The organism is Marivirga aurantiaca (assembly GCF_016679925.1).
Lineage (GTDB): Bacteria > Bacteroidota > Bacteroidia > Cytophagales > Cyclobacteriaceae > Marivirga > Marivirga aurantiaca.
In genome coordinates, this window is the sequence record NZ_JAEQBW010000001.1 from 51,429 (window position 1) to 76,496 (window position 25,068).

Annotated in this window: 18 protein-coding genes; 12 read left to right on the plus strand and 6 right to left on the minus strand. The window is 36.2% G+C overall.

Features of this window, described 5'->3' with window-relative positions:
• Positions 1–432 precede the first annotated feature (432 nt).
• From JKA74_RS00235 to JKA74_RS00245, 3 genes are read left to right on the plus strand one after another with little or no spacing between them, the layout of a single operon-like run.
• Positions 433–3,030, plus strand: coding sequence for a TonB-dependent receptor (locus JKA74_RS00235; RefSeq protein ID WP_201429132.1), 2,598 nt, complete (start codon positions 433–435; stop codon positions 3,028–3,030).
• A complete protein-coding gene (locus JKA74_RS00240; protein WP_201429133.1) occupies positions 3,030–4,151 on the plus strand; it encodes a DUF4249 family protein in 1,122 nt (373 codons plus the stop codon). The genes JKA74_RS00235 and JKA74_RS00240 overlap by 1 nt, the downstream gene beginning before the upstream one ends.
• Positions 4,139–6,508 carry a hypothetical protein gene (locus JKA74_RS00245; RefSeq protein WP_201429134.1) on the plus strand — a complete coding sequence of 790 codons (2,370 nt, stop codon included), beginning with the start codon at positions 4,139–4,141 and terminating at the stop codon, positions 6,506–6,508. The genes JKA74_RS00240 and JKA74_RS00245 overlap by 13 nt, the downstream gene beginning before the upstream one ends.
• A 4-nt stretch (positions 6,509–6,512) precedes the next feature.
• On the opposite strand, the gene dtd is transcribed toward JKA74_RS00245, so the two are convergent.
• From dtd to JKA74_RS00270, 5 genes are read right to left on the minus strand one after another with little or no spacing between them, the layout of a single operon-like run.
• Positions 6,513–6,965: a D-aminoacyl-tRNA deacylase gene (gene dtd, locus JKA74_RS00250; RefSeq protein ID WP_201429135.1), complete on the minus strand. Its 453-nt coding sequence runs from the start codon at positions 6,963–6,965 to the stop codon at positions 6,513–6,515.
• The gene (locus JKA74_RS00255) at positions 6,962–7,621 is read right to left on the minus strand and encodes an NAD-dependent epimerase/dehydratase family protein (RefSeq protein WP_201429136.1); all 660 of its coding nucleotides are present in this window, start codon (positions 7,619–7,621) and stop codon (positions 6,962–6,964) included. The genes dtd and JKA74_RS00255 overlap by 4 nt, the downstream gene beginning before the upstream one ends.
• Positions 7,614–8,231 carry a thioredoxin family protein gene (locus JKA74_RS00260; RefSeq protein ID WP_201429138.1) on the minus strand — a complete coding sequence of 206 codons (618 nt, stop codon included), beginning with the start codon at positions 8,229–8,231 and terminating at the stop codon, positions 7,614–7,616. The genes JKA74_RS00255 and JKA74_RS00260 overlap by 8 nt, the downstream gene beginning before the upstream one ends.
• An 8-nt stretch (positions 8,232–8,239) precedes the next feature.
• A complete protein-coding gene (locus tag JKA74_RS00265) occupies positions 8,240–8,641 on the minus strand; it encodes a YkvA family protein (RefSeq protein WP_201429139.1) in 402 nt (133 codons plus the stop codon).
• Positions 8,634–8,855 carry a hypothetical protein gene (locus JKA74_RS00270; protein WP_201429140.1) on the minus strand — a complete coding sequence of 74 codons (222 nt, stop codon included), beginning with the start codon at positions 8,853–8,855 and terminating at the stop codon, positions 8,634–8,636. The genes JKA74_RS00265 and JKA74_RS00270 overlap by 8 nt, the downstream gene beginning before the upstream one ends.
• 77 nt (positions 8,856–8,932) lie before the next feature.
• Between JKA74_RS00270 and JKA74_RS00275 the strand changes: the two genes are divergently transcribed.
• The 3 genes from JKA74_RS00275 (at position 8,933) to JKA74_RS00285 (ending at position 12,633) form a co-directional block, all read left to right on the plus strand.
• Positions 8,933–9,835 (plus strand): hypothetical protein, encoded by a 903-nt coding sequence (locus JKA74_RS00275; RefSeq protein ID WP_201429141.1) that lies wholly within the window; start codon positions 8,933–8,935, stop codon positions 9,833–9,835.
• An 87-nt stretch (positions 9,836–9,922) separates the two neighbouring features.
• Complete coding sequence (locus JKA74_RS00280; RefSeq protein WP_201429142.1) at positions 9,923–12,163, plus strand: TonB-dependent receptor; 2,241 nt, start codon at positions 9,923–9,925, stop codon at positions 12,161–12,163.
• An 11-nt stretch (positions 12,164–12,174) separates the two neighbouring features.
• Positions 12,175–12,633: a nuclear transport factor 2 family protein gene (locus JKA74_RS00285; protein WP_201429143.1), complete on the plus strand. Its 459-nt coding sequence runs from the start codon at positions 12,175–12,177 to the stop codon at positions 12,631–12,633.
• 48 nt (positions 12,634–12,681) lie between these two features.
• On the opposite strand, the gene JKA74_RS00290 is transcribed toward JKA74_RS00285, so the two are convergent.
• Complete coding sequence (locus tag JKA74_RS00290) at positions 12,682–13,203, minus strand: DUF7935 family protein (protein WP_201429144.1); 522 nt, start codon at positions 13,201–13,203, stop codon at positions 12,682–12,684.
• A 125-nt stretch (positions 13,204–13,328) separates the two neighbouring features.
• Between JKA74_RS00290 and JKA74_RS00295 the strand changes: the two genes are divergently transcribed.
• The 6 genes from JKA74_RS00295 to JKA74_RS00320 all read left to right on the plus strand — a co-directional run bounded on the left by JKA74_RS00295 (position 13,329) and on the right by JKA74_RS00320 (position 24,761).
• Positions 13,329–13,652: a HesB/IscA family protein gene (locus JKA74_RS00295; RefSeq protein ID WP_201429146.1), complete on the plus strand. Its 324-nt coding sequence runs from the start codon at positions 13,329–13,331 to the stop codon at positions 13,650–13,652.
• 445 nt (positions 13,653–14,097) lie between these two features.
• Positions 14,098–16,917 (plus strand): TonB-dependent receptor domain-containing protein, encoded by a 2,820-nt coding sequence (locus JKA74_RS00300; RefSeq protein ID WP_201429148.1) that lies wholly within the window; start codon positions 14,098–14,100, stop codon positions 16,915–16,917.
• An 18-nt stretch (positions 16,918–16,935) separates the two neighbouring features.
• Positions 16,936–18,387 carry a hypothetical protein gene (locus JKA74_RS00305; protein ID WP_201429150.1) on the plus strand — a complete coding sequence of 484 codons (1,452 nt, stop codon included), beginning with the start codon at positions 16,936–16,938 and terminating at the stop codon, positions 18,385–18,387.
• 638 nt (positions 18,388–19,025) lie between these two features.
• Positions 19,026–22,166 (plus strand): SusC/RagA family TonB-linked outer membrane protein, encoded by a 3,141-nt coding sequence (locus JKA74_RS00310; RefSeq protein WP_201429152.1) that lies wholly within the window; start codon positions 19,026–19,028, stop codon positions 22,164–22,166.
• A gap of 25 nt (positions 22,167–22,191) precedes the next feature.
• Complete coding sequence (locus JKA74_RS00315) at positions 22,192–23,661, plus strand: SusD/RagB family nutrient-binding outer membrane lipoprotein (RefSeq protein WP_201429154.1); 1,470 nt, start codon at positions 22,192–22,194, stop codon at positions 23,659–23,661.
• An 8-nt stretch (positions 23,662–23,669) separates the two neighbouring features.
• A complete protein-coding gene (locus tag JKA74_RS00320; protein ID WP_201429155.1) occupies positions 23,670–24,761 on the plus strand; it encodes a Calx-beta domain-containing protein in 1,092 nt (363 codons plus the stop codon).
• Positions 24,762–25,068: the final 307 nt, after the last annotated feature.

Sequence of the window (25,068 nt, forward strand, 5' to 3'; positions counted from 1 at the left end):
AGCTTTTTAAAGATTATTATTGGCAGTATTGATGATTGCGATTACTTTAGCGATATATTTTTAAATCCTTTAAGGTGTTGTTGATGAGACAAAATTAACGACTGCCATTATTTTCGTAGTGGCTTTCGGGATCGTTGTAGATGACACCATTCATTTTTTTGGTATTTATAAAAAAGCAAAAAGCTAAAACCCAATCTGGCGCATTATCAAAACATTTAAATCAGCAGGATTGGCTATTTTGATTACTTTAGTTCTAATTATTGGTGGATTTGTGCTTTTTAGATTGTTGTCTTTTGCGACTACCTTTTATTTTAGGATTATTTCTCTCTTTGGCTATGTTATTTGCCTTGCTTATGGATTTGATTTTGTCGCCTATTTTTTTGCTAAAAAAAAATGTTTGATTTAAATTACGCAAACAGTAAATTTTAATCTTTGAAAAAATCAGCCTTATTACTTTTAATTTGCTTATCACATCTCTTTTTTGGTTATTCTCAATCTAACAATCAGCATGAAATTAATAGTGCAAATGAAAGCCTTGTGGTAGTTTTAGAAAAACTTGAAAATACTCATAAGGTAGTTTTTAAATATAAAAGCGAATGGATTGATACAATTAGGGTGAACCTGAAAATGAAATATGAGACTATCGATGAAGTCCTTTCTCAATTACTATTAAGTAGCAGTCTAAAATATTTGAAAAGAGATCCCAACTATTATGTCATTCTGAAAAATAATTCCATTGATTTAAACTTGAATCAAAAAGAAAAAAGCAAACAACCTAAGTTGATTAGCTTAGGAAATGTTCAGTTTGAAAATACAAATGTTACTTTATCTGGATTCTTAATCTCTGGTGAGGATAATTCTCCCATAATAGGGGCTACTATTGCCATCGATGGTGAAAATAAAGCCATTTCTGATGAATCTGGTTATTATGAAATAGACTTACTTACCGGCTATCATGATTTCGAAGTAAAAACGATTGACGCTGAACCCATTTCCTATGAAATAAATATTTATTCCTCAGCCAAACTTGATCTAACTTTATTTAAAACGTATGTACAGCTAGACGATGTGGTAGTTAACGCAAAGCGACTAGATGAGAATGTTAGCGAGGTTATTGCAGGCAAGGAAAATATTACCATCGAAGAGATTGAGAAGATCCCAGCTTTTCTTGGGGAAGCAGATGTTATAAAAAGCTTATTATCCCTTCCTGGAGTTAATTCTACAGGGGAAGCCTCTACCGGTTTTAATGTAAGGGGAATTGGTGCTGGTAATAACCTGATTTTGGCTGATGGTGGATTAATTTTTAATACCTCCCATTTGTTAGGAGTATTGTCTGCTTTTAACCCTAAGGCTGTAAATAATGTAGACTTTTATAAAGGAGTTAAACCTGCAAAATATGGAGGACGAATCGGCTCAGTTTTAGATGTTCAGTTTAGCAGTGGAAGTAAGGAACGAACAGTTCTAGAAGGTGGGGTCGGGATTTTGGCCTCTAATTTAAATTTTGAGACACCAATCCAAAAAGATAAAAGTAGTATTCAAACTGCATTCAGGCTAGCCTACCCAAATTATTTGAAAAATTATGTGCGTAATAATGATTTGAAGAACAGTGCTGCTTTTTTTGGTGACGGTCAAATTAAATATTCAGATAACTTAAATGAAAATAACCAAATAACCTTTTCTACTTATTTAAGTAAGGATAATTTTAATTTTGCAAATGAATTGCACTACGATTATAGTCAATTGTTAAGCTCCATAAGCTGGGAACATGTTTATACTGATGATTTAATTTCGTCTGCATTTTATAGTTATTCTTCCTATGCATCAGGCTTGAATTCTTTTGACCTAGATCTGGGGACAGAACAGGTTTGGAATACTTCCATAGAGGCACATCAATTGAACCTAGATTACTCTTGGGATAAATTTGAAAATAATGAAATCAGTTTTGGTGTAAATAATACTTTTTATAGTCTTAAGCCAAGACAGTTTGAAGATACTAATGGGATATCAAATAATTTACCTTTAGAGCAAGCACTGGAAACGGCAGTTTATTTTGACAATTTAATTCATATTAATGATAAATTCTCAACCTATTTGGGAGGGAGATTTACGGCCTATTCAAATTTACTAGATTCGACATCTATTAACTATTCTGGCTTTGACCCTCGTGTCTCACTTAATTATTCTTTTGATAATAACTCTGCAGTAAAATTGAGTTATAATCGGTCTAGACAATTTCTACATTTAGTTTCCAATACTACATCTATATCTCCAGTAGACATTAGGAAACTCTCTAATCAACAAATTAAGCCATCAATTTCCGATCAAATTTCTTTTGGGTTTTTTAAGAACTTCTTCAATAACAACATAGAAACATCTATTGAAGTCTACAGAGGTTGGCTTTCCAATGTAATTGATTATAGAAACGGTGCTGACCTCTCACAATCAAAACAGATTGAAGAGGAGCTATTGCAAGGAACTGGAAAAAATTATGGTGTGGAAGTTTACGCAAAAAAAATGAGAGGGGATTTTACTGGCTGGATAAGCTATACTTATTCAAGGTCTTTAAATATTGTAAATGGAAAATTACCCAATGACCGTATTAATTCAGGTTTAAAGTATCCTTCTAATTTTGATCAGCCACATGTGTTAAATGTTTTTACAGACTATAGATTTAACAGAAGACTGAATTTGATATTTAATTTTGTGTACAGCACAGGAAGACCAGCAACATTCCCAACGGCAGTTTATAATGGCTATGGTTTAAATGTGGTAGATTACTCCACCAGAAACAATTATAGAATTCCAAACTATCATAGAGCCGATTTAAGTTTACATGTGGCACCTTCTTTAAAGAAGTATCAAAAAATAAGGGGGAGTTGGACATTTACATTATATAATCTTTACGGCAGACGAAATGCCTATTCTGTATTCTATAGACCTTCTATTGTGACTAATAGACTGAATTCATACAAGTTGTCAATTCTCGGAAATGTTATTCCTGCAATCACCTATAATTTCAAATTAAAATAATGAGATTTACTTTTATCCCCATATTACTTTTAATGCTTTTAGGAAGCTGCATTGACGAATTTAAAACAGATGTTCCATCTGTAAGTGGTGTTTTGGTCGTGGAAGCGCGCCTTTCAAATAATAATGATTTCACAGAAGTCTTACTTTCTCGTTCTTTAAATATAAATGGCAACAGGAGGCCTGTAGAGGTATTAAATGCCAATGTAAAGATAATAGATAACTTGAATAACCAATACCAGATGCAACAAGCAGGTGAAACCGGAAGGTATTGGTTTAAGTCAAATCCACCCCAATTGATTCAAGACAATTCTTATCAATTGCATATACAATTAGATAATGGAGAGGAATTTCTTTCGAAATCAGTGATTTATAATGCCCCAATTGAAATAGGAGAAATCAATATCGATTTTGTGTTGGATGAAGCTGTAATTAGTAGTGAGGCTATTATGGTTCCATTTTTAGATTTCAATGAAAATTTTGAAGTTCAAACTAATGAGCACGATACGCTTTATTTTTACCATGATTATGAAGGAATCTATGCTTTTCAAGCACCTTATCAAGGAAGTGATGCTTGCTATCCAGACGGTACTCGAGATCCTTCTCAATTATTTGAGGTGATATGTTATAAATTTGGAGAAAGAGATATTCCATCAAATGTTAATTATGTAGTAAATAACAGTTCCTCAGATTTAAATTTACTCCATATTCGTCCAGGATACGAATTTTTAATAGGTTATAGCATGCAAATAAGGCGTCATAGGATTAGTCAATCATTTTTTGAGTACATGACTAATCTTAAAAAGCAGGCAAACTATGGGGGCTCTATTTTTGATATTCCTCCATTTAGAGTAGAAGGGAATGTAGAAAATGTAAGCAACCCTTCAGCTCCCGCCTTAGGATTTTTTAGTGTTGAATCTGTTAATTACTCCAACAGAATTTTTATTGACAGAAATGATATTAATGGTCCCATTTATGAAAATACCACAGCAGCTAAATGTGTTAATACGTTGTATGATGATTCTGCTAGTGAAGAGAACCTATATAGACCGGCTGCTCCATGTTGTGATTGTCGAATTGAGCCTGGGTCTTCGGATCAAAAACCTGAGGTATGGCCAAATTAAATCAAATAATGAAAATAATCGCCTTAATTCTATTCACATCGTTTATAGGAATATGTACAAATTCATTGGCTTTGGCACAGCCAAATGAAAGTGTGCTGCTTACGCTAGATAAGCCATTTTATGTGGCAGGAGACTCAGTTCATTTCACTAGTTATTTAATGAACGAGAAAGATGAAAAACTAGGAGGATTAAGTAGCATATATTATGTTAAAATCTATAATGAATCCTTGGATGAAATTGTAGATTTTTCGGGTAAGACAATTGATGGATATGGCTCAGGTGCAATTCAATTACCATATAATCTTGATTCTGATACTTATCTAATTGTGGCTTATACGAAATGGATGTTGCAAAATAATCAAAGAAATTTTTTCAAAAAGCCAATTAAAGTTTTCGGAAACGAAGAGCATAAAAGTTACGAACAAATTAAAATGAATCCATCCGAATCTCTTCTGATATGGCCTGAAGGAGGAGGTGTTATAAATGATTTCGCTAATCGTATAGGCTATCAATTAAATATTGAAGATTCTGAACCAAACCAAGTAATTGAAGGGTACTTAGTCGATCATACGGCAGATACTTTGCTAAGATTTAAACCGCAAAGTGGGCAAATTGGCTTCTTTAGCTTTGTTCCCCATGCTAGTTCTACTTATAGGGTTTGTTTTAATAGTGGGGGAAAGTGGCTTTCTCAAGAATTAGGTCAGTATAGGGATAGAAGAAGTACAATTAAGTTAATTGACAGGGACAAAGAAAAATTACTGATCTATGGTTTAAGCAATAAAGAAATAGCCAATCAGGAGTACACTCTTGTTGTTAGTCATAATGAGGCGCCATATTTAAAAGGCAAACAGCAATTTAATGGCAAGAGTATTGTATTTGCTATTCCCAAAAGGTCATTAAAAAACGGTTTGAATTTAATACAACTTTATGATCAAAATAATATCCTCAGCGCTTCAAAATCATATATTTATTTAGAAAATCAATCTGCCGTTTCTATTGTTTTAAAGGATTCAATATTTGAGAATCATTCCCATATTAAAATTCCATTAGAGGTGTTTATTTCTGATTCTTCAGAATATACTACAAGTATCTCAATAAGAAATAAAGAATTGTTTTTACAAGGTGAATTTTATTCAAAACCGAGCTATCATGAGTTTACTAGGCTTGTAAACAATTCAGATGTGATGTCGTTGAGAGAGCTTCTTGATCAAGAAATGGATCTAATTCAATCGTTCCTTCTTGCAATGGATAATGATGAGAGTTTTACCAAAAGATCTGAAAAGATTGCTTTACAAGTAACTAATCCACCTGAACAGGTTATTGATTTTAAGGAAATCAATGGAAAGCTTAAATGGTCAGATGAAGCACCTAAAGCAGGCAATTGTTATATGATTTGTTCAGTTAGCAATGCTCAAGAGTCCTCTTTATACAGTACCGACATTGATGAAAATGGAAATTTTAACTTTATAATAGTCCGCCCTAAGGAGGATGCCAAAATTATTGTAAAGCCAATTTTTAAGGACAAACAAGTGCCATTTGCGCTGTCTGTTGATCACTTAGAACCTATTGTAAAGGAGGAAGACTTTAAATTAATTTTTCATGCAAAAACAGAGCAGGTAACTCAGCTGGTTATAAGGACAAATGAAAATAATGTTATCAATAGAAATTACAATTTATTGCTTAAAGGTGAAAACAACCCTCAATCGAATTTAAGTGCTTTTTTTGATTCTTATGATGCTGAGTTAGATTTAAAAGAATATATAGAGCTAAACTCTTTTGCGGAAGTATGCAAGGAATTAATTGCAGGAATAAAAATTTCAGAAAGAAAAGGAGAAACTAGAATAAACCTTAAGAAATTGGAGGCGTCTGGTTTTCAAAACCCGCCTATGAAAGAGCAACCTTTCATGATTATTGATGGCGTGCCAATTTCTAATAGTCAAATCATTACCGAGTTACCAGTATTGTCCATTGATTATATTAGGCTTTTAAATCGGGAGGTATATATTAATAACCTTCTGTTTCATGGAGTGCTAGAAATTTCAACCAGAGAAGGTGATTATCTTGCTGATAATTTGAATTCAGACTCTCTTTATTTTGAAAATTATCAGGTGCCAGTATTTAATCAAAACACATTTAATTTTTCAAATGAGGTAACTGAAAACAAGAGAGTTCCTAGTTTCAATCCTCTGATGTATTGGAACCCTACATTTATCCTTTCCAATAAAACCAAATATATTAAATTAAATTCAGGAGATGATATTGGTGATTTTCTTATTGAAATAAATGGTGTTGATAAGAAGGGAAATACGGTTTCATTTTTAGGCGAAATTCAAATTACCCAAAAATCAACTCAATAAGCTTTTACTTCTTATCCTTCGAATCAATAATAATGGTAACAGGCCCGTCATTTATCAGGCTTACCTGCATATCGCCACCAAACTGACCACTTTGAATTTCAGTAGGAATTACGGCATTTAGGGATTGGAGCATTTTTTCATAAAGTGGCATAGCTACTTCCGGCTTGGCTGCTTTAATATAAGAGGGTCTGTTGCCTTTTTTAGTACTGGCGTGAAGCGTAAATTGGCTAATGAGTAAGATTTCCCCATGAATCTCTATAAGGCTTTTGTTCATCACTCCATCTTCATCATTGAAAATCCTTAAATTGCTGATCTTACGGGTGAGCCATTCAATATCTTCATCAGTATCTGCTTCTTCTATTCCTAACAGAATCATCAAACCATACCCAATTTTCCCTTTAACTGCATTGTTTATTGTAACTGAGGCTTCAGTTACGCGTTGAATGACTACAATCATGCTATCTTTTGAATTTCGTCAGATTCCAATATTTTGAGAGAGGCGGATTCGTTTTTAGCAGTTTCAAGAATGGCTTTTGCTATCTGACGGGCATGTATCTTTTCATATTTTTTTAAAGGCCCTTTAAAAATAAAGTCTAATTTATCCACAGCCCACAAAGCAACTTTCTCTCCTTTTCTCTGGTCATTTCTTTCTCCTTCAATAATGGAAGGCCTGAAAATGAATGTTTTTTTCAATTTCATTGCCTGAATAGCATTTTCTGTTTCTCCTTTCACTTTGTTATAAAAAACAAATGATTTGGCATTTGCCCCCATGGCAGAGATTAAACTAAATGAATTGGCTTCATTTTCCCTGGCAATGGCTGCCAAAGTGGTAGGGTACTGGAAATCTACTTTTTTGAATGCTTCTTTTGAACCAGCTTTTTTCATCGTTGTTCCTAAACAGCAGAAATAGTCATCCGCTTTAAGTTCCTTTACGTATGATTCCAGATTATCAAAATCCTCAATAATTATTTCTTTTAGTTTGCCATCATTACCTCCAATGTTTCTACGGGTGAGTACTTTTATGTGAGAGTAATAAGGATCTTCCATTAATAAGTCCAGCAAATGACCACCTACTAATCCGGTAGCCCCTGCAATAAGTGCTGTTTTAGCCATCAGTGTTTAGTTTTTTAAGTAAGCTGGAAAATTCATTTTGCAAAGTTTGCATTTTATCATCTGCATACCATTTATGGATGCTTTCTATAAAAGCTAAATTATCCAATGTAGGAATTGTTTTAGAGGCCATTACCATTTTTTGAACGGGTTCGGGACGTGGTCCCCATTTGGCCTGTTCATTAAGACTTTCGTCCATCATTATCAGGATAGGAATAGAACGGGACCCATTGGTTAAATAGGCATCCATTACTTCCGGATGTTCATCCCTTAGAATTAGCCTTAAATTTATATTTTCATTTAGATCAGCTAATTTTGCAATAAAAGGGATGTTTTGAGCAGCATCGCCACACCACGCTTCTGTAATAATCAGCCATTGCATTAGTGGCAAAGCTTTTACCAGGTTGGTTACTTCTTCATTGATTTGAAGTGTTTTATCCCAGCGGTTCATCCTTTGATCATTCATTTTAGTGTAAGCCACCATCTCATCTGAATGATTATTGCCAGTGGTTTTTCTTTCTTGCAGGAGTAGTTTTATCATATTTCGGTAGGCTGCATAATCCAATGCTCCATTCATTAAATCCTGGGTAACCACTTTCTTTACTTTCTTCATTGTATATTTTAATCTATCTGCTTATGCTTACTCTCCCATTCAAGGAATTGTTGCATTTCATCACCCAAATATTGGTAAAGCCAAAGGATCAATGAAGCATCATCCAGAAAGCCTCCAACAGGGATAAAGTCAGGAATAATATCCATAGGCGTAACAAAATAGAGAAGCACTGCTACTGTATAAAGCATGCTTTTGAATGAGACGTTTCTGTAATAGCCTTTAATATAGGCTTTTACCAGCCGGATGAAAGCATACAATTGACCTTTTACAGCCTGGATTTTCTCAGAAGCTTTGGCCCTGCTGCCCAAAGTCTCTTTTGCATCTTTTACTAAATTTAAAGCTAAATTTTTATCCTTCAATATTCTTGAGGCACGCTTAATCGCATTTTTGTAGGATAATTTTTTACCCATTTTGTTCGTCTTTAAGTTTCTTATTCTTTCTTATGGGTACCAAAATGTATACAAATAAGGTGTATAAAGAAAATGATACAATCAGTATAAGGTATAAATCTGTCAATAAGTTCTTATAAATGAATAACGACCAGGCCAGAATTAAGCTAACGGCACCTACCCAGATTCTGATATTATTTGCTTTTATTTGACTACTCTTGTAAGGATTTTCCATAATTGATTTAAATTTGAACAACTCTAGTGTAAATTTAACAATTTTGTGCCAATTTTATTTCGTAATTGTTCTAATGAATGAAAAAGCTCCTTGTCATTTTATGTTTTTTATTGAGTTGCCCGGTATTGATTTTTGCCCAAATTGAAAATCCTAAATTGGAGGAAAGGCCATCTGAAAATTTAAGGTCTATGGTCACTGTCTATTTAAAAACCGGAGAAATTTATAAAGGCTACTTTATCAGCCAAAACAAAGAATTTCTGGAGATAGAATCTGAGACACTTGGTAGAATTACCATTCAAACAGCACGTATAAAAAAAATTGATGCCGGGAAATCTAACAAGCCGATTGTAGTAGATGCTGAAAAAAATCAGTTGGAAGACTTAAATGCAATGAGATATTTTTTTGGGACAAGTGGCTTCAATTTTAAGAAAGGTGAATCATACATAAGAAACAATCCAATGACCTATCATAAAGGGATTACGGATAACTTTTCTATTGGAGTAGGTACCAGCTTCTTTTTTGGAATATTGGGAGTGCCGATATTGTTTGTCAATCCTCATTATACCAAATCAATTAATAAAAATTTACATTTTAAAGCCGGACTAGGTGCGGCAATAGGTGTAAGTATAGGAGACGCAGAAGGCGGGGCCGGGGCTCTATTGAATACTGGCTTAACTTTAGGGAATCCTGATATAAACCTTACAGGTACTTTTTATTATGGGGTAGTTTCTGATTTCGGTTCTTCCAGTTTTGTATCCCTTGCAGGAAAGGCAAGGATAGGTAGAAAACTGGCAATAATCTCAGAGAATGCATTTTTTTATAATGAATTCAATGGTAATAGTGGTAATATTATGTTGAGCTATGGGTTAAGATATATAACTGAAAGTGGAAGCTTTGATCTTGGTTTCATTAACAATAGAGACTTTGGCGAGTTCTATTATATTGGCATCCCCTTTATTGCCCTGACTCTGGGGCTTTAATTTCCGCTCATATAATTAATGATATAAAATCCTGCAAATTGAAAACCGTTCTGTTATTTTTGGTTTTCACGTGACCTTTTTACCCAAATGAGAATAACATTCTTTATCCTTTTATGTTTGGTTTTTAACCTCCGGGCTTTTTCACACCTCAATATCAAAGGAAAAATTATAAGTAATCAAACGAATCAGGCTTTGGTGGGTGCCACAATTACTTATGGTACATCCGGTAAAGGCACAGTGACGGATCAATTTGGGAATTTTCAATTGGAAGTGGATGCGGATAGTGTCGGGTTGCTTATTCAGTACGTAGGTTTTGAGAGTCAAATTATTTCTGTTACCTCGCCTGAAAATGAACTTATTATCAAAATGAAATCCGGGGTGGTCATGCTAAAAGAAGTAGCCGCCACTTCCAATACTGCTGGAAGACTTAACCAATTAGCTAAGATAGATGTGCAACTCAAACCGGTTAATTCTTCGCAGGAAATATTAAGATACGTACCTGGTTTGTTCATTGCGCAACATGCCGGGGGAGGAAAAGCAGAACAGATTTTTCTGCGGGGTTTTGATATTGACCATGGAACTGATATTGCTATAAATGTAGATGGCAGGCCGGTAAATATGGTTTCGCATGCTCATGGCCAGGGTTATGCTGATCTGCATTTTGTTATCCCTGAGCTCATCGAGTCGATTGATTTTGACAAAGGCCCCTATTATGCCGATCAAGGTAATTTTAATACGGCAGGTTACGTGGATTTCAGAACTAAGAACAAGTTGGATAAAAGTCTGGTGAAAATTGAAGGAGGACAATTTAACACCATCAGGTCTTTAGTGGCCATGGACGTGTTGGAAAAAAAAGGTGAGGATAAAAATCAAAATGCTTACGTTGCAGGTGATTTTATGTTAACAGATGGGCCTTTTGAGAGCCCTCAAAATTTTTACAGATACAACCTTTTTGGTAAGTTCAATCAAATGATCAATTCACAAAAAATGCTTACCCTGCAAGCCTCTAGTTTTAGAAGTGAATGGGATCATTCCGGGCAAATCCCTTTGAGGGCAGTTGAACAAGGTTTGATTACGCGCTTTGGAGCCATTGATGATACGGAAGGCGGAAATACAGGAAGAACAGATATTAGTGCCAGGTTAGATGAAAAAATTGGAGAGAATAGCTATCTCGAGAATATGCTCTATTTTACTAAATACGATTTTGAACTTTATTCTAATTTTACCTTCTTTTTGGAAGATCCTGTGAATGGTGATCAGATTAGGCAGAAGGAGGAAAGAAATATCTTTGGTTACCAATCCATTTATACAAATGAAGCTAGATTAGGAAGCCGCCAACTCGCCAGTAGAGCAGGCGTAGGCTTCCGTCATGATAAAATTACAGGTAATGAACTGTCCCATTCTTTAAATCGTCAAACTACCTTGAACAGACTCGCATTGGGCGATGTAACGGAATCAAATGTGTATGCTTTTGTGGATGAGTCTACAACTATTGGCAAATTGACGATTAACGCAGGCTTAAGGCTGGACTACTTTAAGTTTAATTATATAGACCAGCTCCTAGCTACTTTTGCCAGACAGACAGAAGATGAAATGGTACTTAGTCCTAAATTGAATTTTAATTACCAGTTAAATCGGGAAGTAAATATTTTCCTTAAATCAGGAGTTGGTTTTCATTCCAATGATACCCGGGTAGTAGTGGTACAAGGTGGGGAATCAACTTTGCCTAAGGCTTATGGGTTTGATTTTGGATCAAAATTCAAACCCTTGCCCAACCTTTATATGGATGTAGCTCTCTGGTATTTGTTTCTGGAACAAGAATTTGTATACGTGGGTGATGCAGGTATTGTGGAACCTGGTGGCAAAACTGAACGCAAAGGAGTTGATGTGTCCGCACGATATCAAATATTGCCGTGGCTTTACATGGATGTAGATTTCAACTGGACAGATCCGAAAAGTATAGACGAGGCTGAAGGTGAGAATTATATTCCTTTGGCACCTGTTTACTCTGCTGTAGGAGGGTTCACTTTTAAGCATGCCTCAGGAATAAATGGTGGGTTTAGGTTCAGGTATTTGGGTGACAGACCTGCAAATGAAGATTATTCCGAAACGGCTGTCGGCTATACAGTGGCAGATGCTAACATCAATTACACACAGCAAAAATGGGAGATAGGACTAATGGTGGATAATATTTTCGATGCTGATTGGAGAGAAGCACAATTTGACACAGAGTCCAGATTATACAACGAAGCTCAGCCAGTAAGTGAAGTACACTTTACTCCCGGCATGCCCTTTTTTCTAAGAGCTAAATTTTCACTTTTCTTTTAAATAACACAATTATGAAACATGTATTGATATTGGTCATCACTTTACTATTAGCTACTTATTCCTTTGCTCAAAATGATAAGGATAAAATCGATATTGTGATGGATGCCTGGCACAAGGCGGCAGCTACAGCCAATGAAGAAGTTTTTTTCGGTTCTATGACAGCTGATGGAATATATCTGGGGACTGATAAAACGGAAAAATGGACACGTGATGAAATGAAAGAGTGGTCAAAAAAATATTTCGAGAGGGAAAGTGCATGGGCATTTACAGCCATCAGCAGGGATGTTTACTTTTCAGAAAATGGCAACACTGCATGGTTCAATGAAAAACTGGATACGTGGATGGGTATTTGCAAAGGTACAGGTATTTTAGTCAATCAGAATGGCGAATGGAAAATTGCACTCTATGATTTATCAGTAACAGTTGATAATGATAAAATCCAGGAGTTTATCGAATTAACTAAAGAATAAGTGGGTAGCTTTTTCAGGGGTTAAACTTTGGAAAATTCTAACTATCTATTAAAATTCCTGTTGAATCTCATTTTTCAGAAAAGTAAGGCCATATTCTATGCTGTCTATCCTTTTGTCTAATGATTGGGAATAAATAATTTTCACCAGTTCAATGCTTTTGGCTTCAGGATCTAATTCTTTAGCAGATTGGTTGATGAGCATTATCAATTCTTCCTTGGCATTTTTTATGATTTTCCAGGACTCATCACTCATATATACCTGCTGTGATAGGTTATGATTAAATTCCTCACGGATATCGTTTAGAAGTACAAACTGTAGTTCTGCCACATTCATTTCGCCTTTACTGACACGTTTAATGATTTGATCCGGGGAAATGCGTTCAAGGAAAAGTGTCATTCTTTCATACGCCTGGAGTCTAATCGGTAAAACGATTTCTTTGTTTTTGGATTTCATCTCTATGATTTTAGCTTCATTTTGCTTTTGCATCATGGTTTTTACTACTAAAAACATTGCGTAAAGGACTATTCCTGCCGGAATAATTATTTTTGATAAATCCCAAATTGGTTCCATATAGATAAAGTGTTAATTAATGATTTTCAAAATTAGTTAATTTCCCTCCAAATAAAAGTAGTAGTTTTCCTTAAACTTTTGGAATTTCACAAACGTTACCTTTTCAAATCAAAAAAAACATATTTATGATTCCTGTTACTATTACTGAAAATGCTATCAAAGAGATCAAGAATATTATGGACAATAAAAGCATTCCTGCGGAATACGGGCTACGCATAGGAGTACGTGGAGGTGGGGGATGTAGTGCTGCCGGAATGAATTATATGTTGGGTTTTGACAAACAGAAAAGCACTGACAAAACTTTTGAAATTGAAGGAATTCCTGTTTACATAGAAAAAAGCCATGTGATGTACATTATCGGAATGGAAATCCACTTCCATGACAGCAATGAAGCAAGAGGGTTCATGTTTGTAAATCCGGAGACTAAAGAAGAGAAGGCGGTTGGTTAAAAAGGGCTATGTATCGATTAGTTTTCTTATTCTTTTAATTGGTAAATACAAATCAATATTAATTATAAAATCACATTGTAATTTTGCAATTAAAATCTAAAATCATGTTAATGTAATGGAGCTTTTTTTCTATGGTTCCTTTCTTCCTCTTAAGGATTTCTTTTCATTGGATGAAATGGAATTTTAGCAAAAAAATACATTTATTTAATTTTAGAGCATATTTTAATTGAATTCTTTTCTCTTTTGCTGATAATTTTCTTAGTTTATATAAGGGTTTTAAAGATCGGATCTGCGGACGTTCTAAATTATCTCTGATGCTAAAAGTTTTATTTTTCAATAAAATTAGTTAAAACTTACATGAAAATATTGTATTAAATCCTTTCGTATATATTTATTCTTCTCTAAATTTGTTAGGAACTCATTTTTTAACCTAAAAGAATAATATATGAAGAAGATTCTATTAACTTTTTTAATGTGGGTATTCGTGCTTTGTGTATGGGCTCAGGATCGCATTGTAAGGGGCACTGTGACTGATGCTAGTACAGGTGAAAATTTACCGGGCGTGAATGTATTGTTGAAGGGATCCAATACAGGAGTGAATACCGATTTGGATGGTAACTATCAGATTTCAGTCCCATCTGATGGAGGTACTTTAATTTTCTCTTTCATTGGAATGGAAAGAAGAGAAATTTCGGTTGGAGCCAGATCTGTAATAGATGTGGAAATGGTTACTGATGTTCAGCAGTTAAGCGAAGTAGTTGTAACTGGGCAAGGTTCTGGTATTGAAAAACGAAGACTTTCAACTACAGTGGATAGAATTTCTACAGAGCAACTTGAGTCTACACCAATAGTGCAGTTGGATCAGGTTTTAAGGTCACAACTCCCAAATGCTCAGATAAGGCTTGCTTCAGGACAGCCTGGAACGGCTTCTTTCATCCGGTCAAGAGGGCCTGTCTCTGCGGCTGTGGGTACCACGCCTATAATTTATATAGACGGTGTGAGAGTTGATAATTTAAATAGCCAGGCTGAATTAGGGCTTGCCACCGGTGGAGCTGTAAGTAGTGCTATTGCGGATATTCCTATTGAGAATATTGAGAGTATTGAATTTGTAAAAGGTGGTGCGGCTACTACTTTATTTGGAGCAGACGCGGCCAACGGTGTGTTGCAAATATTTACTAAAAAAGGGACTGCAGGGAAAGCCAGAGTTACTTTTGAGACTCAATTGGGTGCTCAGGTAGGCACCGAGGATTATCTGTTTTTTGAAGAAACAGCGGATATCATATTTAGGCCTGGCTTACAGCAAAGCTATCGCATAGGTGTTGATGGTGGATCGAATGATGTTACTTATAGCTTTTCGGGCAATTTGTATGGTGATGATGGCTTTAGGTATGGTAATAGTCAGATCAGGAGAAATTTTAGGGCAGGCTTGAAAGCTAAAGTAAATGATGTAGTTACTTATACGACTTCAGCAGGTTTCTCCAGTAATGAATTTACCAGGGACTATAATGCCAACTCATCCTTTGGAGAATTCGGTAATTTAGAAACCGTTGCCCGGTGGGGGGATTTAACTGAAAAAACAGATGAAGAATTGGAAGACATCAAAGAGCAAGTTCGTAACATTATAGAGCTCACTGATATAACTGAAAGGGTAAGAAGGTTCCAAAATTCCCATCAGTTTGATTTTAATTTTACGGAAGCTTTTTCTGTCAGGGCTTTAATGGGACTTGACTTTAGGTCCAGTGAACAAAAGAATATTACTACAAATGAACAACTGATTGTAAGGGGTAGTGCGCCAGAGGGTAGTACGGACAGAGGTACAATAGATGTTGCAAAAAGGGATTTTTTCACTGTAACAGGCGAAATTAATGCTGCCTATAGAAAAGATTTTGACAATATGTCTACAGTGACCATTGTAGGAGGTCAGTTTTTTAGAAATCAGGATGAGCAAATCCAGATAAATGCATCAGAAGTAACTGAAGGCTCTATTTCTATTAATAACGCTGGTGAGACAACTGCGGAGGATTTTTTAAGTGCAGTTACTAATTATGGGTTTTTTGCAAAAGAAAATCTAGGGTTTAAAGACAGGTATTTTATTGAAGCAGGAATAAGATTCGATGGGAACACAGCCTTTGGTGAGGATATTGGCCTTGTTGCTTTTCCAAGTGTAGGAGTTTCTTACATGTTGTCAGATGAGCCTTTTCTTCGTGATAATATATCAATTGAAACTTTGTCAAGCATAAAGATAAGAGCCAATTATGGAGTAGCAGGTAATTTCCCCAGGCCTTTTGCAAATGACAAACTTATAGCGGTTAATAATTACCTAGGTGAGCCTAGTTATACGTTTGGAAACCCCGGTGATCCTACTTTAAAGCCGGAAAGAACTGCTACAACCGAACTGGGTTTAGATGTAGGTTTGTTTACTAATAGAGTTAATTTTCAATTCACCTATTATAATGCCACAACGAGAGATGCTCTTTTTAATGCCCCTTTTGCTTCCTCTGTCGGACAGATTAATCAATTAAGGAATATAGGAGAAATAAACAATGAGGGTATAGAGTTAGGGCTTAACCTAATTCTTGTAGATAATGCGGATTTCACTTTGACAATTGGTGGTTCATTTAATACTGTGGAAAATATTGTGGTAAGTTCTGGCGGTGCGCCTGAATTTGTGGTAGGCGGGTTTACTTTCTTAGGTTCTTTTGTGAAAGAAGGGGAACCTTTGGGTTATCTAAGGGGGAACAAGCCAATATATGATGAGGAGAATAATCTAGTGGAGGTTGAGCCTAACGCCTATCTGGGCAATCCAATAGCGCCTATATTTGGCTCTGTAAATCTTAGTGCCAGGTACAAAAACCTGAGTCTGTACATAACGTCCGATTATCAGTCTGGGGGTAGTACAGTTGCGGTAGATGATGTGCTAAGGTACTTTGCCGGTGCCTCCACATTAGTACCTGAATATGCGGATGAGTCTGCTGCAAGCTTTTTTGATCTTACGCCTTTCTGGGTCCAGGAATCAGATTTTTATAAGGTTAGAAATATTTCGTTAATGTACAGCTTCGCGGATGGTTTCTTTAATAATACGATTAAAAATCTCACAATCGGTGCTAATGTCCTAAACCCTTTAAATTTCTATAAAGCTGATGTTGATCCTGAAGTAAGTGGTTCTGGTTTTGGCACGCAAAACAGTTTTGCCGGTGGAGGATTCGGTTATGGTACTGAATCAGCACCACGGGTTTATTTAGGAACTGTAAGGTTTAGTTTTTAATCTTTAAAATTAGCTAATATGAAATTCATAAATATAAAATACTTACTATTTGGGATACTGGCAATTTCAGCTTTTGGCTGTGATCTTTTAGACCCTACTGAGGTTGTAAATCCTAATTTAACAGAAGAAACAGTTTTAAATACACCTAATCCAACTTCGCCATTAGTTAATGGGGTAAGGAGGCAGGCTGCTATTTTAACTAATGCACATGTGCCAATTTCTGAGATTGCATCAGATAATTATGACAATACGCAAACTTTTTATAATCAGAATATGGATGACCTTGTCATAAGGCCAACTGATGCGGATATGAACACGCTTAATCAGCAGGTGGCAAGGTTAAGGGAATTGGCAATGTATGGCTTGCAAACTGTTGTTCCGCAAGATCCGGATGCGACTGCTGAGCAAATTGCTGAACTGCACTTTTGGAAAGGTTATGCATTTATGTTGTCATCTGAATTGTTCTCTTCTTTACCTATTGAGCCAGAAGGAGAGGCTGTGTCTTCGTCTGTAATTGCTGATTCAGCTTTAAAAGAAATGAATATAGTAATATCGCAAGGAGGAAGTCAAACTGATTTAATGGCCAGTGCTCAATTGGCTTCAGCAAGAATTCATAGGGCGCAAGGTAATAAGATGGAAGCTGTTGATTTTGCTCAAAGTGCAATAAATACTTCGCCTGATTTAATCCTTTATATAGAGTTTGATCAGCAAAATGGCCCTTTAAATACAATGCAAACCGCTTTGGTTGACAGGGGTACTTTTGATGATTTTCAGGTTTTGCCAAGAATGGATTTTTTGGATCCGAAATATTATTTTAGGGGAGCTAATCAGGCAAGTCCTGTGGCTGTACTAAAAATAGAAGAAGCGCATCTCATAATCGCAGAAGCCCTACTTTCGGATCAGGATTTAACAGCAGGAATAAGTAAATTAAGAGACGTGATTAATGTAGTTGACTCAAGACCTGTGGAAAGTTTTTCTAATCAACAACAAGACCGGACTCAGCGCTCCCCGGGTTCACGGCCGGATAGTACAGATATAGAAGTAGCAGCTTCTCCGACTGATTCATTAAGAAGTGGGCTGGTTTTATACAGAAAAGGTGATCCCATCAGTGTGCCAACAGTTTCCGGCACTTCAGTTGATAATGATTATTTGGATAATGTTACAACTTTGGATGGAGCACTTGAAACACTTTACTTAATACGACAGGAGGTATTTATTGGAGAAGGAAGACGAATTATGGATATGGGGGTTAAGTTTGTAATAGGTGAAATCGAATATTTATCAAACCCAAATATTGATCCTTCTGATCCCGGAGTTTCTCCCGTTATCCCTTCATTTATTGATAATGTCCGGACAGAACTAGATGATTTTACTTATGATCCTGAGGCAAGAGAAGCGGTAATCTTGCATGATCTTAATCGGATTTTAGTTGAGAATAAAACAAGTCCCTATGTTTTGCCCTTTGAATAATTAATTTTTAAAGTTGAAAGGTTAAAATAAAGCTTATTTTATTTATTAAAAGAGTCCAAAATTACTGTTTTGGGCTCTTTTTATTTGTCAGAAATGCAAAAACCTGAGTTCATTTGCTATAGAATGCCGCCCTTGTAACTGATCAATTCCTGTATGTGTAGCCTATACGCCCAAACTTCAATTCTGAAGAAAACTGGCTTTTCTGGTTGAATTTATGTATTTGTATTATTTAAATAATTGGAATAAAAAAATTACTTATTATTTATTTATTACTCCAATATTTTATAAAAAATAATTGTAATTCTGTAAATATATACCAGATGTATTTCTTATTTCTCCCCCGTGCTTTATGGTGGTGTTTGGGGGATGGTGATGTTTATTGATTTAGTATTTTGTGTCTAAAAACGCATTTTTACACCTTTTTAAGGTGGTTATTCCTTTTTCAGAATTGGTGTGATTAATCCTTTTATGGAAAAGAATTGATACTTTGTGTTCTAATTGTACTATAGTAATAGTTTTTATTATTGTTAAAATTAATGATAAAACTTACATCAATATATTGTATTAAATCCTTTTGTATGTGTTATTTCTTCTTTAAATTTGCTTTGAACTCAATTTTTTAACCTTAAAAAGCGAATATGAAGAAGATTCTATTAACATTTTTTGTGTTGGTGCTCGTGCTGGATGCATGGGCACAGGATCGCACCGTAAGAGGTACTGTCACCGATGCCGAGACTGGCGAAGGACTACCAGGTGTGAATGTGGTATTAGAGGGGACAAACACCGGGGTAAATACAGACCTGGAAGGAAACTACCAAATTTCGGTTCCTTCTGATGGAGGTGTATTGGTGTTTAGTTTTATTGGTATGGCAAATCAGGAAATTTCCATTGGCCAGAGATCAGTTGTGGATGTAGAGATGGCTGCGGACATAAAACAGCTTTCGGAAGTGGTGGTAACTGCCTTGGGTATAGAACGTGAGCAAAGATCACTGGGATATTCTGTTCAGGAAATCAGTGGTGACGATATGGTAAATGCCGGTGAAACTAATATGATTAATTCCATGCAAGGGAAAGTAGCCGGAGTCCAAATTAGTGGAAATGGTGCAATGGGCGGCTCTTCCAATATCTTAATAAGAGGAGCTAATTCTATTGCAGGAAACAACCAGCCACTATTTGTAGTGGATGGGGTGCCTATTGACAATTCCAATTTTAATGATCCTAATCAACAAAGAGGAGCAAGTGGTTATGATTATGGTAATGCAGCTCAGGATATTAATCCGGATGACATTCAAAGCATGTCAGTACTGAAAGGTGCCAGTGCTGCAGCACTTTATGGTAACAGAGCTTCTAATGGGGTTATAATTATTACCACCAAAAAAGGTAGAAGAAATCAGGCACTAGGTTTAACAGTTAATTCAAGCGTTACTTTTTCAGATCCTTTAGTATTGCCGGAATACCAGAATGAATTTGGTGGTGGATTTGGGCCTTTTACCGTTGAAAATGGACAGCATGTTGCGGCCTTTGCAGTGGACCAAAGCTGGGGCCCGCGCTTAGATGGCAGGCCAGTAAGGCAATGGTATAGCTATTATGAGGATCATCCCAGTTACGGGGAAGAAACTCCATGGGTGGCGCATCCTGATAACATCAGAAATTTTTATGAAACAGGAGTAATGTTCAATAATAACATTTCATTATCGGGTGGAAATGACCAAGGCTCTTTCAGGTTATCATATACTAATATGGACCAAAGCCATGTGGTTCCTAATGCTGATATGCAAAGAAATACAATAAACTTTAACAGTTCTTATTCTCTATCTGAGAAATTGACAGCTAGTGCTGGTGTAAATTATGTTCATTCGGACTTTAATGGAAGGCCTTCCCAAGGTTATGGGGATATTATTGTTCAGTTTAATCATTTTGGCCAAAGGCAGCTGGATATGGAGCAACTGGAAAACTACTATATTGTTGAAGCAACTGGCGAGCAAAGGTCATGGAACAGAATAAGTTCTGGGAATCCAACCCCTTTGTATGCAGATAACCCTTACTGGATCAGAAATAAAAACCTACAAAATGATAGCAGGTCGAGGGTGTTTGGTAATGCTACTTTATCCTATGATTTTACTGAAAACCTATCATTGACCGGAAGAGCTTTGATAGATTTTTATACTGATAGGCGTCAAGAAAGAGTGGCAGAAGGTTCAGTTGCTCAATCAAGCTACATGGAATCAGTTCTACAGCAATCAGAATTAAATACAGATTTAATTCTGAAATATGATGGCAATATCAATGAGGATTTCTCCCTAACCGCACTTTTAGGAGGGAACATCAGAATTGACGATTTCAGGGAAAACACCGGGACAACAGTAGGAGGATTAAGCGTTGGTGGATTCTATAGTTTAGAAAATTCCAACGATCGACCGAATTTACTTGACAGAACAAGGGAAAGAGAGATATACAGCTGGTTTGCATCCGCTACTGTTGGATTTAGGGATTTATTGTACATTGATGCAACTCTCAGGAACGATGTTTCTTCCACCTTGCCTGAAGGTGATAATTCCTATTTCTACCCATCTCTAAGCGGAACCTTTATTTTCACCGAATTAGATCCCTTAAATGATAATGACATACTTTCTTTCGGGAAATTAAGGGCCAGTGTTGCGCAGGTAGGAAACGATACAGATCCATATAGAATCAGTTCTGTTTATGCACCTCTTGTTAATTTTGGGGATAATCCTGCTTATTCATTGCCTAATGCACTGAATAACCAAAACCTGAGACCGGAACAAACAGTGTCATATGAGGTGGGTGCTGAATTAAGGTTTCTTTCTGATAGAATATATTTAGATGGTACTTACTACCATAACACATCTACTGATCAAATTTTCGAAGTTGATGTGTCAGGATCATCAGGATACAGATCACAAATTATTAATGCAGGAGAGATAATTAATAGAGGTATTGAATTTTCGTTAGGGGCAGCAATTATTAATACTACTGACTTTAACTGGAATTTGGATATTAATTGGGCCAGGAACAGAAATGAGGTAGTTGAATTGGCTCCTGGTATAGACAATTACAGAATTGCCAACGGGGTTTTTGAGGCAACTCTTGATGCCCGTATAGGACAACCTTATGGGTCTATTTATGGGGCCAATTTTGTCTTGGATGAGGATGGTAATAGAGTAATTGGTGAAGGAGGTAATTACTTGCAAACCAGTGGCACACAGCCTTTAGGTACTTATCTCGCTGATTGGACCGGTGGAGTTAGAAATAGCTTTTCCTATAGAGGGCTCAATTTCAGCTTTTTAATTGATACCCAGATGGGAGGATCATTGCACTCTGTAACAAATCTCTTCGCCAAATATTCCGGAATGGTAGAAGAAACGGTTGATGGAAATATCAGACAGGTAGGAATTGTTGCCGAAGGTGTAGTGCAGAATGAAGATGGTGAAACAGTAGGGCCTAACACAACTGCAATTGATGCAGCTTCCTATTTCTCAGGTCATTTTGGACTGGCAGCGGCTCATGTGTATGATGCCACTTATGTAAAGTTGAGGGAAATGACCTTAGGTTACTCTTTGCCACAATCTATTATTGAAAACACACCGTTTACTTCAGTGAATTTCGGACTTCAAGGAAGAAACCTGGCTATTCTGTTTAAAAAGGTGCCACATATAGATCCGGAAGCTTCCGCTAATTCAGGTAATGTTCAAGGACTTGAAGGTGGTGCTTTACCTACTTTAAGATCTTATGGTTTTAAAGTGAATTTTGGATTTTAATATCAACTTCTAAAATAAAATAATTATGAAATATATAATAAAAACATCTTTACTCCTGACCATGATATTTGTAATGGTCACAGGATGCGAGGATTTAACTGATATAAATGAGGATCCTAACAGACCGGCAGAGGTATCCGTTGATTACCTGCTTACAGCTGCCCAGAGGCAGTTAGGACTCAGGTATTATGGAGTATTTGACAACATTGCGTTTGGTATGACAATCGCTCAATATTGGGCACAAAATGAATATTCAGATGAAGTGAGGTATCAGTATCGACCAGCAACCAATAATACTTTTTGGTTGCAATTTTATACTGCTATCAACGATTTGGAGGAAATCATCAGGATCAATGATGAGCTGGATTTAGAAGATCCAACAGTGAATGCAGCTCAGGTAAACAACCAAAATGCCATAGCTACCATTATGAAAGCCTGGGCTTATCATAATATGGTAGATATTTATGGTAATATACCTTACTCAGAAGCACTTCGGGGTTCAGAAATTCCCAATCCTGCCTATGATGATCAGGAAGAGATTTATAACAGCTTAATCACTAACGTGCAAAACGCAGTAGCTGATATAGATGAAGATGAACCGGGCTTTGCTGGTGGAGACGTGGTATATGGAGGTGACATGAGTAAATGGGCTAAGTTTGGAAATTCTTTACTCTTAAGAATGGGAATACGTATTTCAGATGTTAACTCAACACTTGCTCAGGACGTAATTTCCGGAGCGGCTGACAATGCTATTTCAAGCAATGCAGATAATGCTGCTTTCCAATTCATAACAGAACAACCGAGTGTCAATCCATTATATGTTTCGTACATAGTAGATGGAAGGCAGGATTATGCAGCTACTGCAAACTTTATCAATTTATTAAATAGCCTTAATGATCCCAGGGTAGCGGAGTATTTTTCTCCTGCGGATGAATCGGGCGAGTTTGTAGGACTTACTTATGGGTTGGAAAGTGCTGAAGCGGCAGCTATACCAAGAAGCGAAGTATCTCAATTGAACCCTCAACTTCTGGAACCGGATTTTGAAGGTATGATGATGGATTATGCTGAAACAAGTTTTATTTTGGCAGAAGCTGCATCCAAAGGATGGGTTAGCGGATCTCCTGAGCAATTCTATAACCAAGGTATTGCAGCGAGTATGGAATATTGGGAAGCGGCCAGCTCTGCTCAGATATCCAATTACATTGCCTCCAATCCATATAGTGAGGATAATTTAGCTATACAAAAATATATAGCATTTTATATGCAAGGCTGGCAAGCATGGGCGGAAATCAGAAGATTGGATTTAGAAAATATTCCTGAAGCTAACCTGGTGGTTTATGAGCCGAGTGAAAATTTCATTGACATTCAGGGGATACCAAAAAGAAGGATTTATCCATTGGATGAACAATCATTGAACAGTAGCAATTATGCAGAAGCCGCAAATGATATAGGTGGTGATGAATATGATACGAATTTATTTTGGGACGTTGACTAAATATAACTATGAAGAATTATAAATCATTTTTTAAAATAACTTTTAGCCTGCTAGCGGCAATAATATTTGTGGCTTGTGAGGGTGAAGAAGAGTCTATAAGTTTAACTCCCGGTTCGGGTCTAATGATTTCCGGGCCAGATGATATTTTAACTTATAGTAGTAACAGATACTTTGTGCGAGGGCATGATATTAATGAAGAATATACATGGTCTATTTCCGGGGATGGAGTAGCAACAGTTACAGAAGAAGAAGGTAGATCCGGGGAATATGTCAGGGTTTTTGTAGAAGACGAAGGTTCCTATACACTTACTGTTGAAAATAATGAAGGGCTTGTTGGGTCGTATGAAATTAATGTGAGAGATGTTGATGAATTCATAGGAGTGGGACAGGACACTTTATATATTTCGGAGGAAGAATACCAGGCCGGCTCAGACACCTTACTGGTTCCTGTAACTATTTCTGAGAGAAATATTGATTCAACCGCAATAGAATTCGAAATCATTGATGGTACAGCTGTTCAGGGAATCGATTACGAGGTATTAAATACTGACAATGTATTAAGGTTCTCTCCCGGGCAAACCGAAGCTTATGTTAGAATTTTAACAAATGACAATATGACTATAGATGGGGTGCGGGATTTTCGAATTGTTTTGGGAGAAATATTGACTACGGGTGAGAAATCATCAGCTGTTGAACATGCTCCTGATTCATTGGAAATAGGGCAGTCAGTTATATATATTCAGGATGATACTAAAACAGTAAATCTTTCTGTTGAATTTGAAGAAGTTGAAGTGAACGAAGCTGGAAACTATTTTATTGAGGTTGCCCTTAACAGAGCTGTTTCTGAAGATGTAACAATAGAATACACTATTGATGGCTTGCCACTTTTATCTGATGCAGATAAAACAGATGGTTCAGTTACTATTTATGCTGGTAACACCTCTGAGGAAATCGTACTGGATATTGATCCTGATTGGTTAGAGGAAGGAGAAGAGCCGACCGTGTTGGAAATCCAACTAGAAGAGGTAATTTCCAATGATGAGGAAGTGACACTGGGATCGGTAACTGAATTTACTATTGTTGCAGGACCAGCAGAGTAGGAAATAAAAAAATCATTTAATGATCAGGTTTATTTTTTGATCACAAATAGGGCGGTCATAATAATCGATTTTTAACACCAGTCATAAATTCAATGGCTGGTGTTATTTTTTTGTTATTTGTTAGTTATTTATAATAAAAGGCTTGTTAGCTGTAAGAGTGATAATTATTAATGATAAGTTGAAAGCACTTTCTATAGAAATAAATGTATTATTCTTCATTATCCATATAAGTCAAAATAAATACTTGATATTTTGCTTTTGAGAAACTTTTACCTTATTCACTTTTTGTTCATTATAAGTGCTTTTA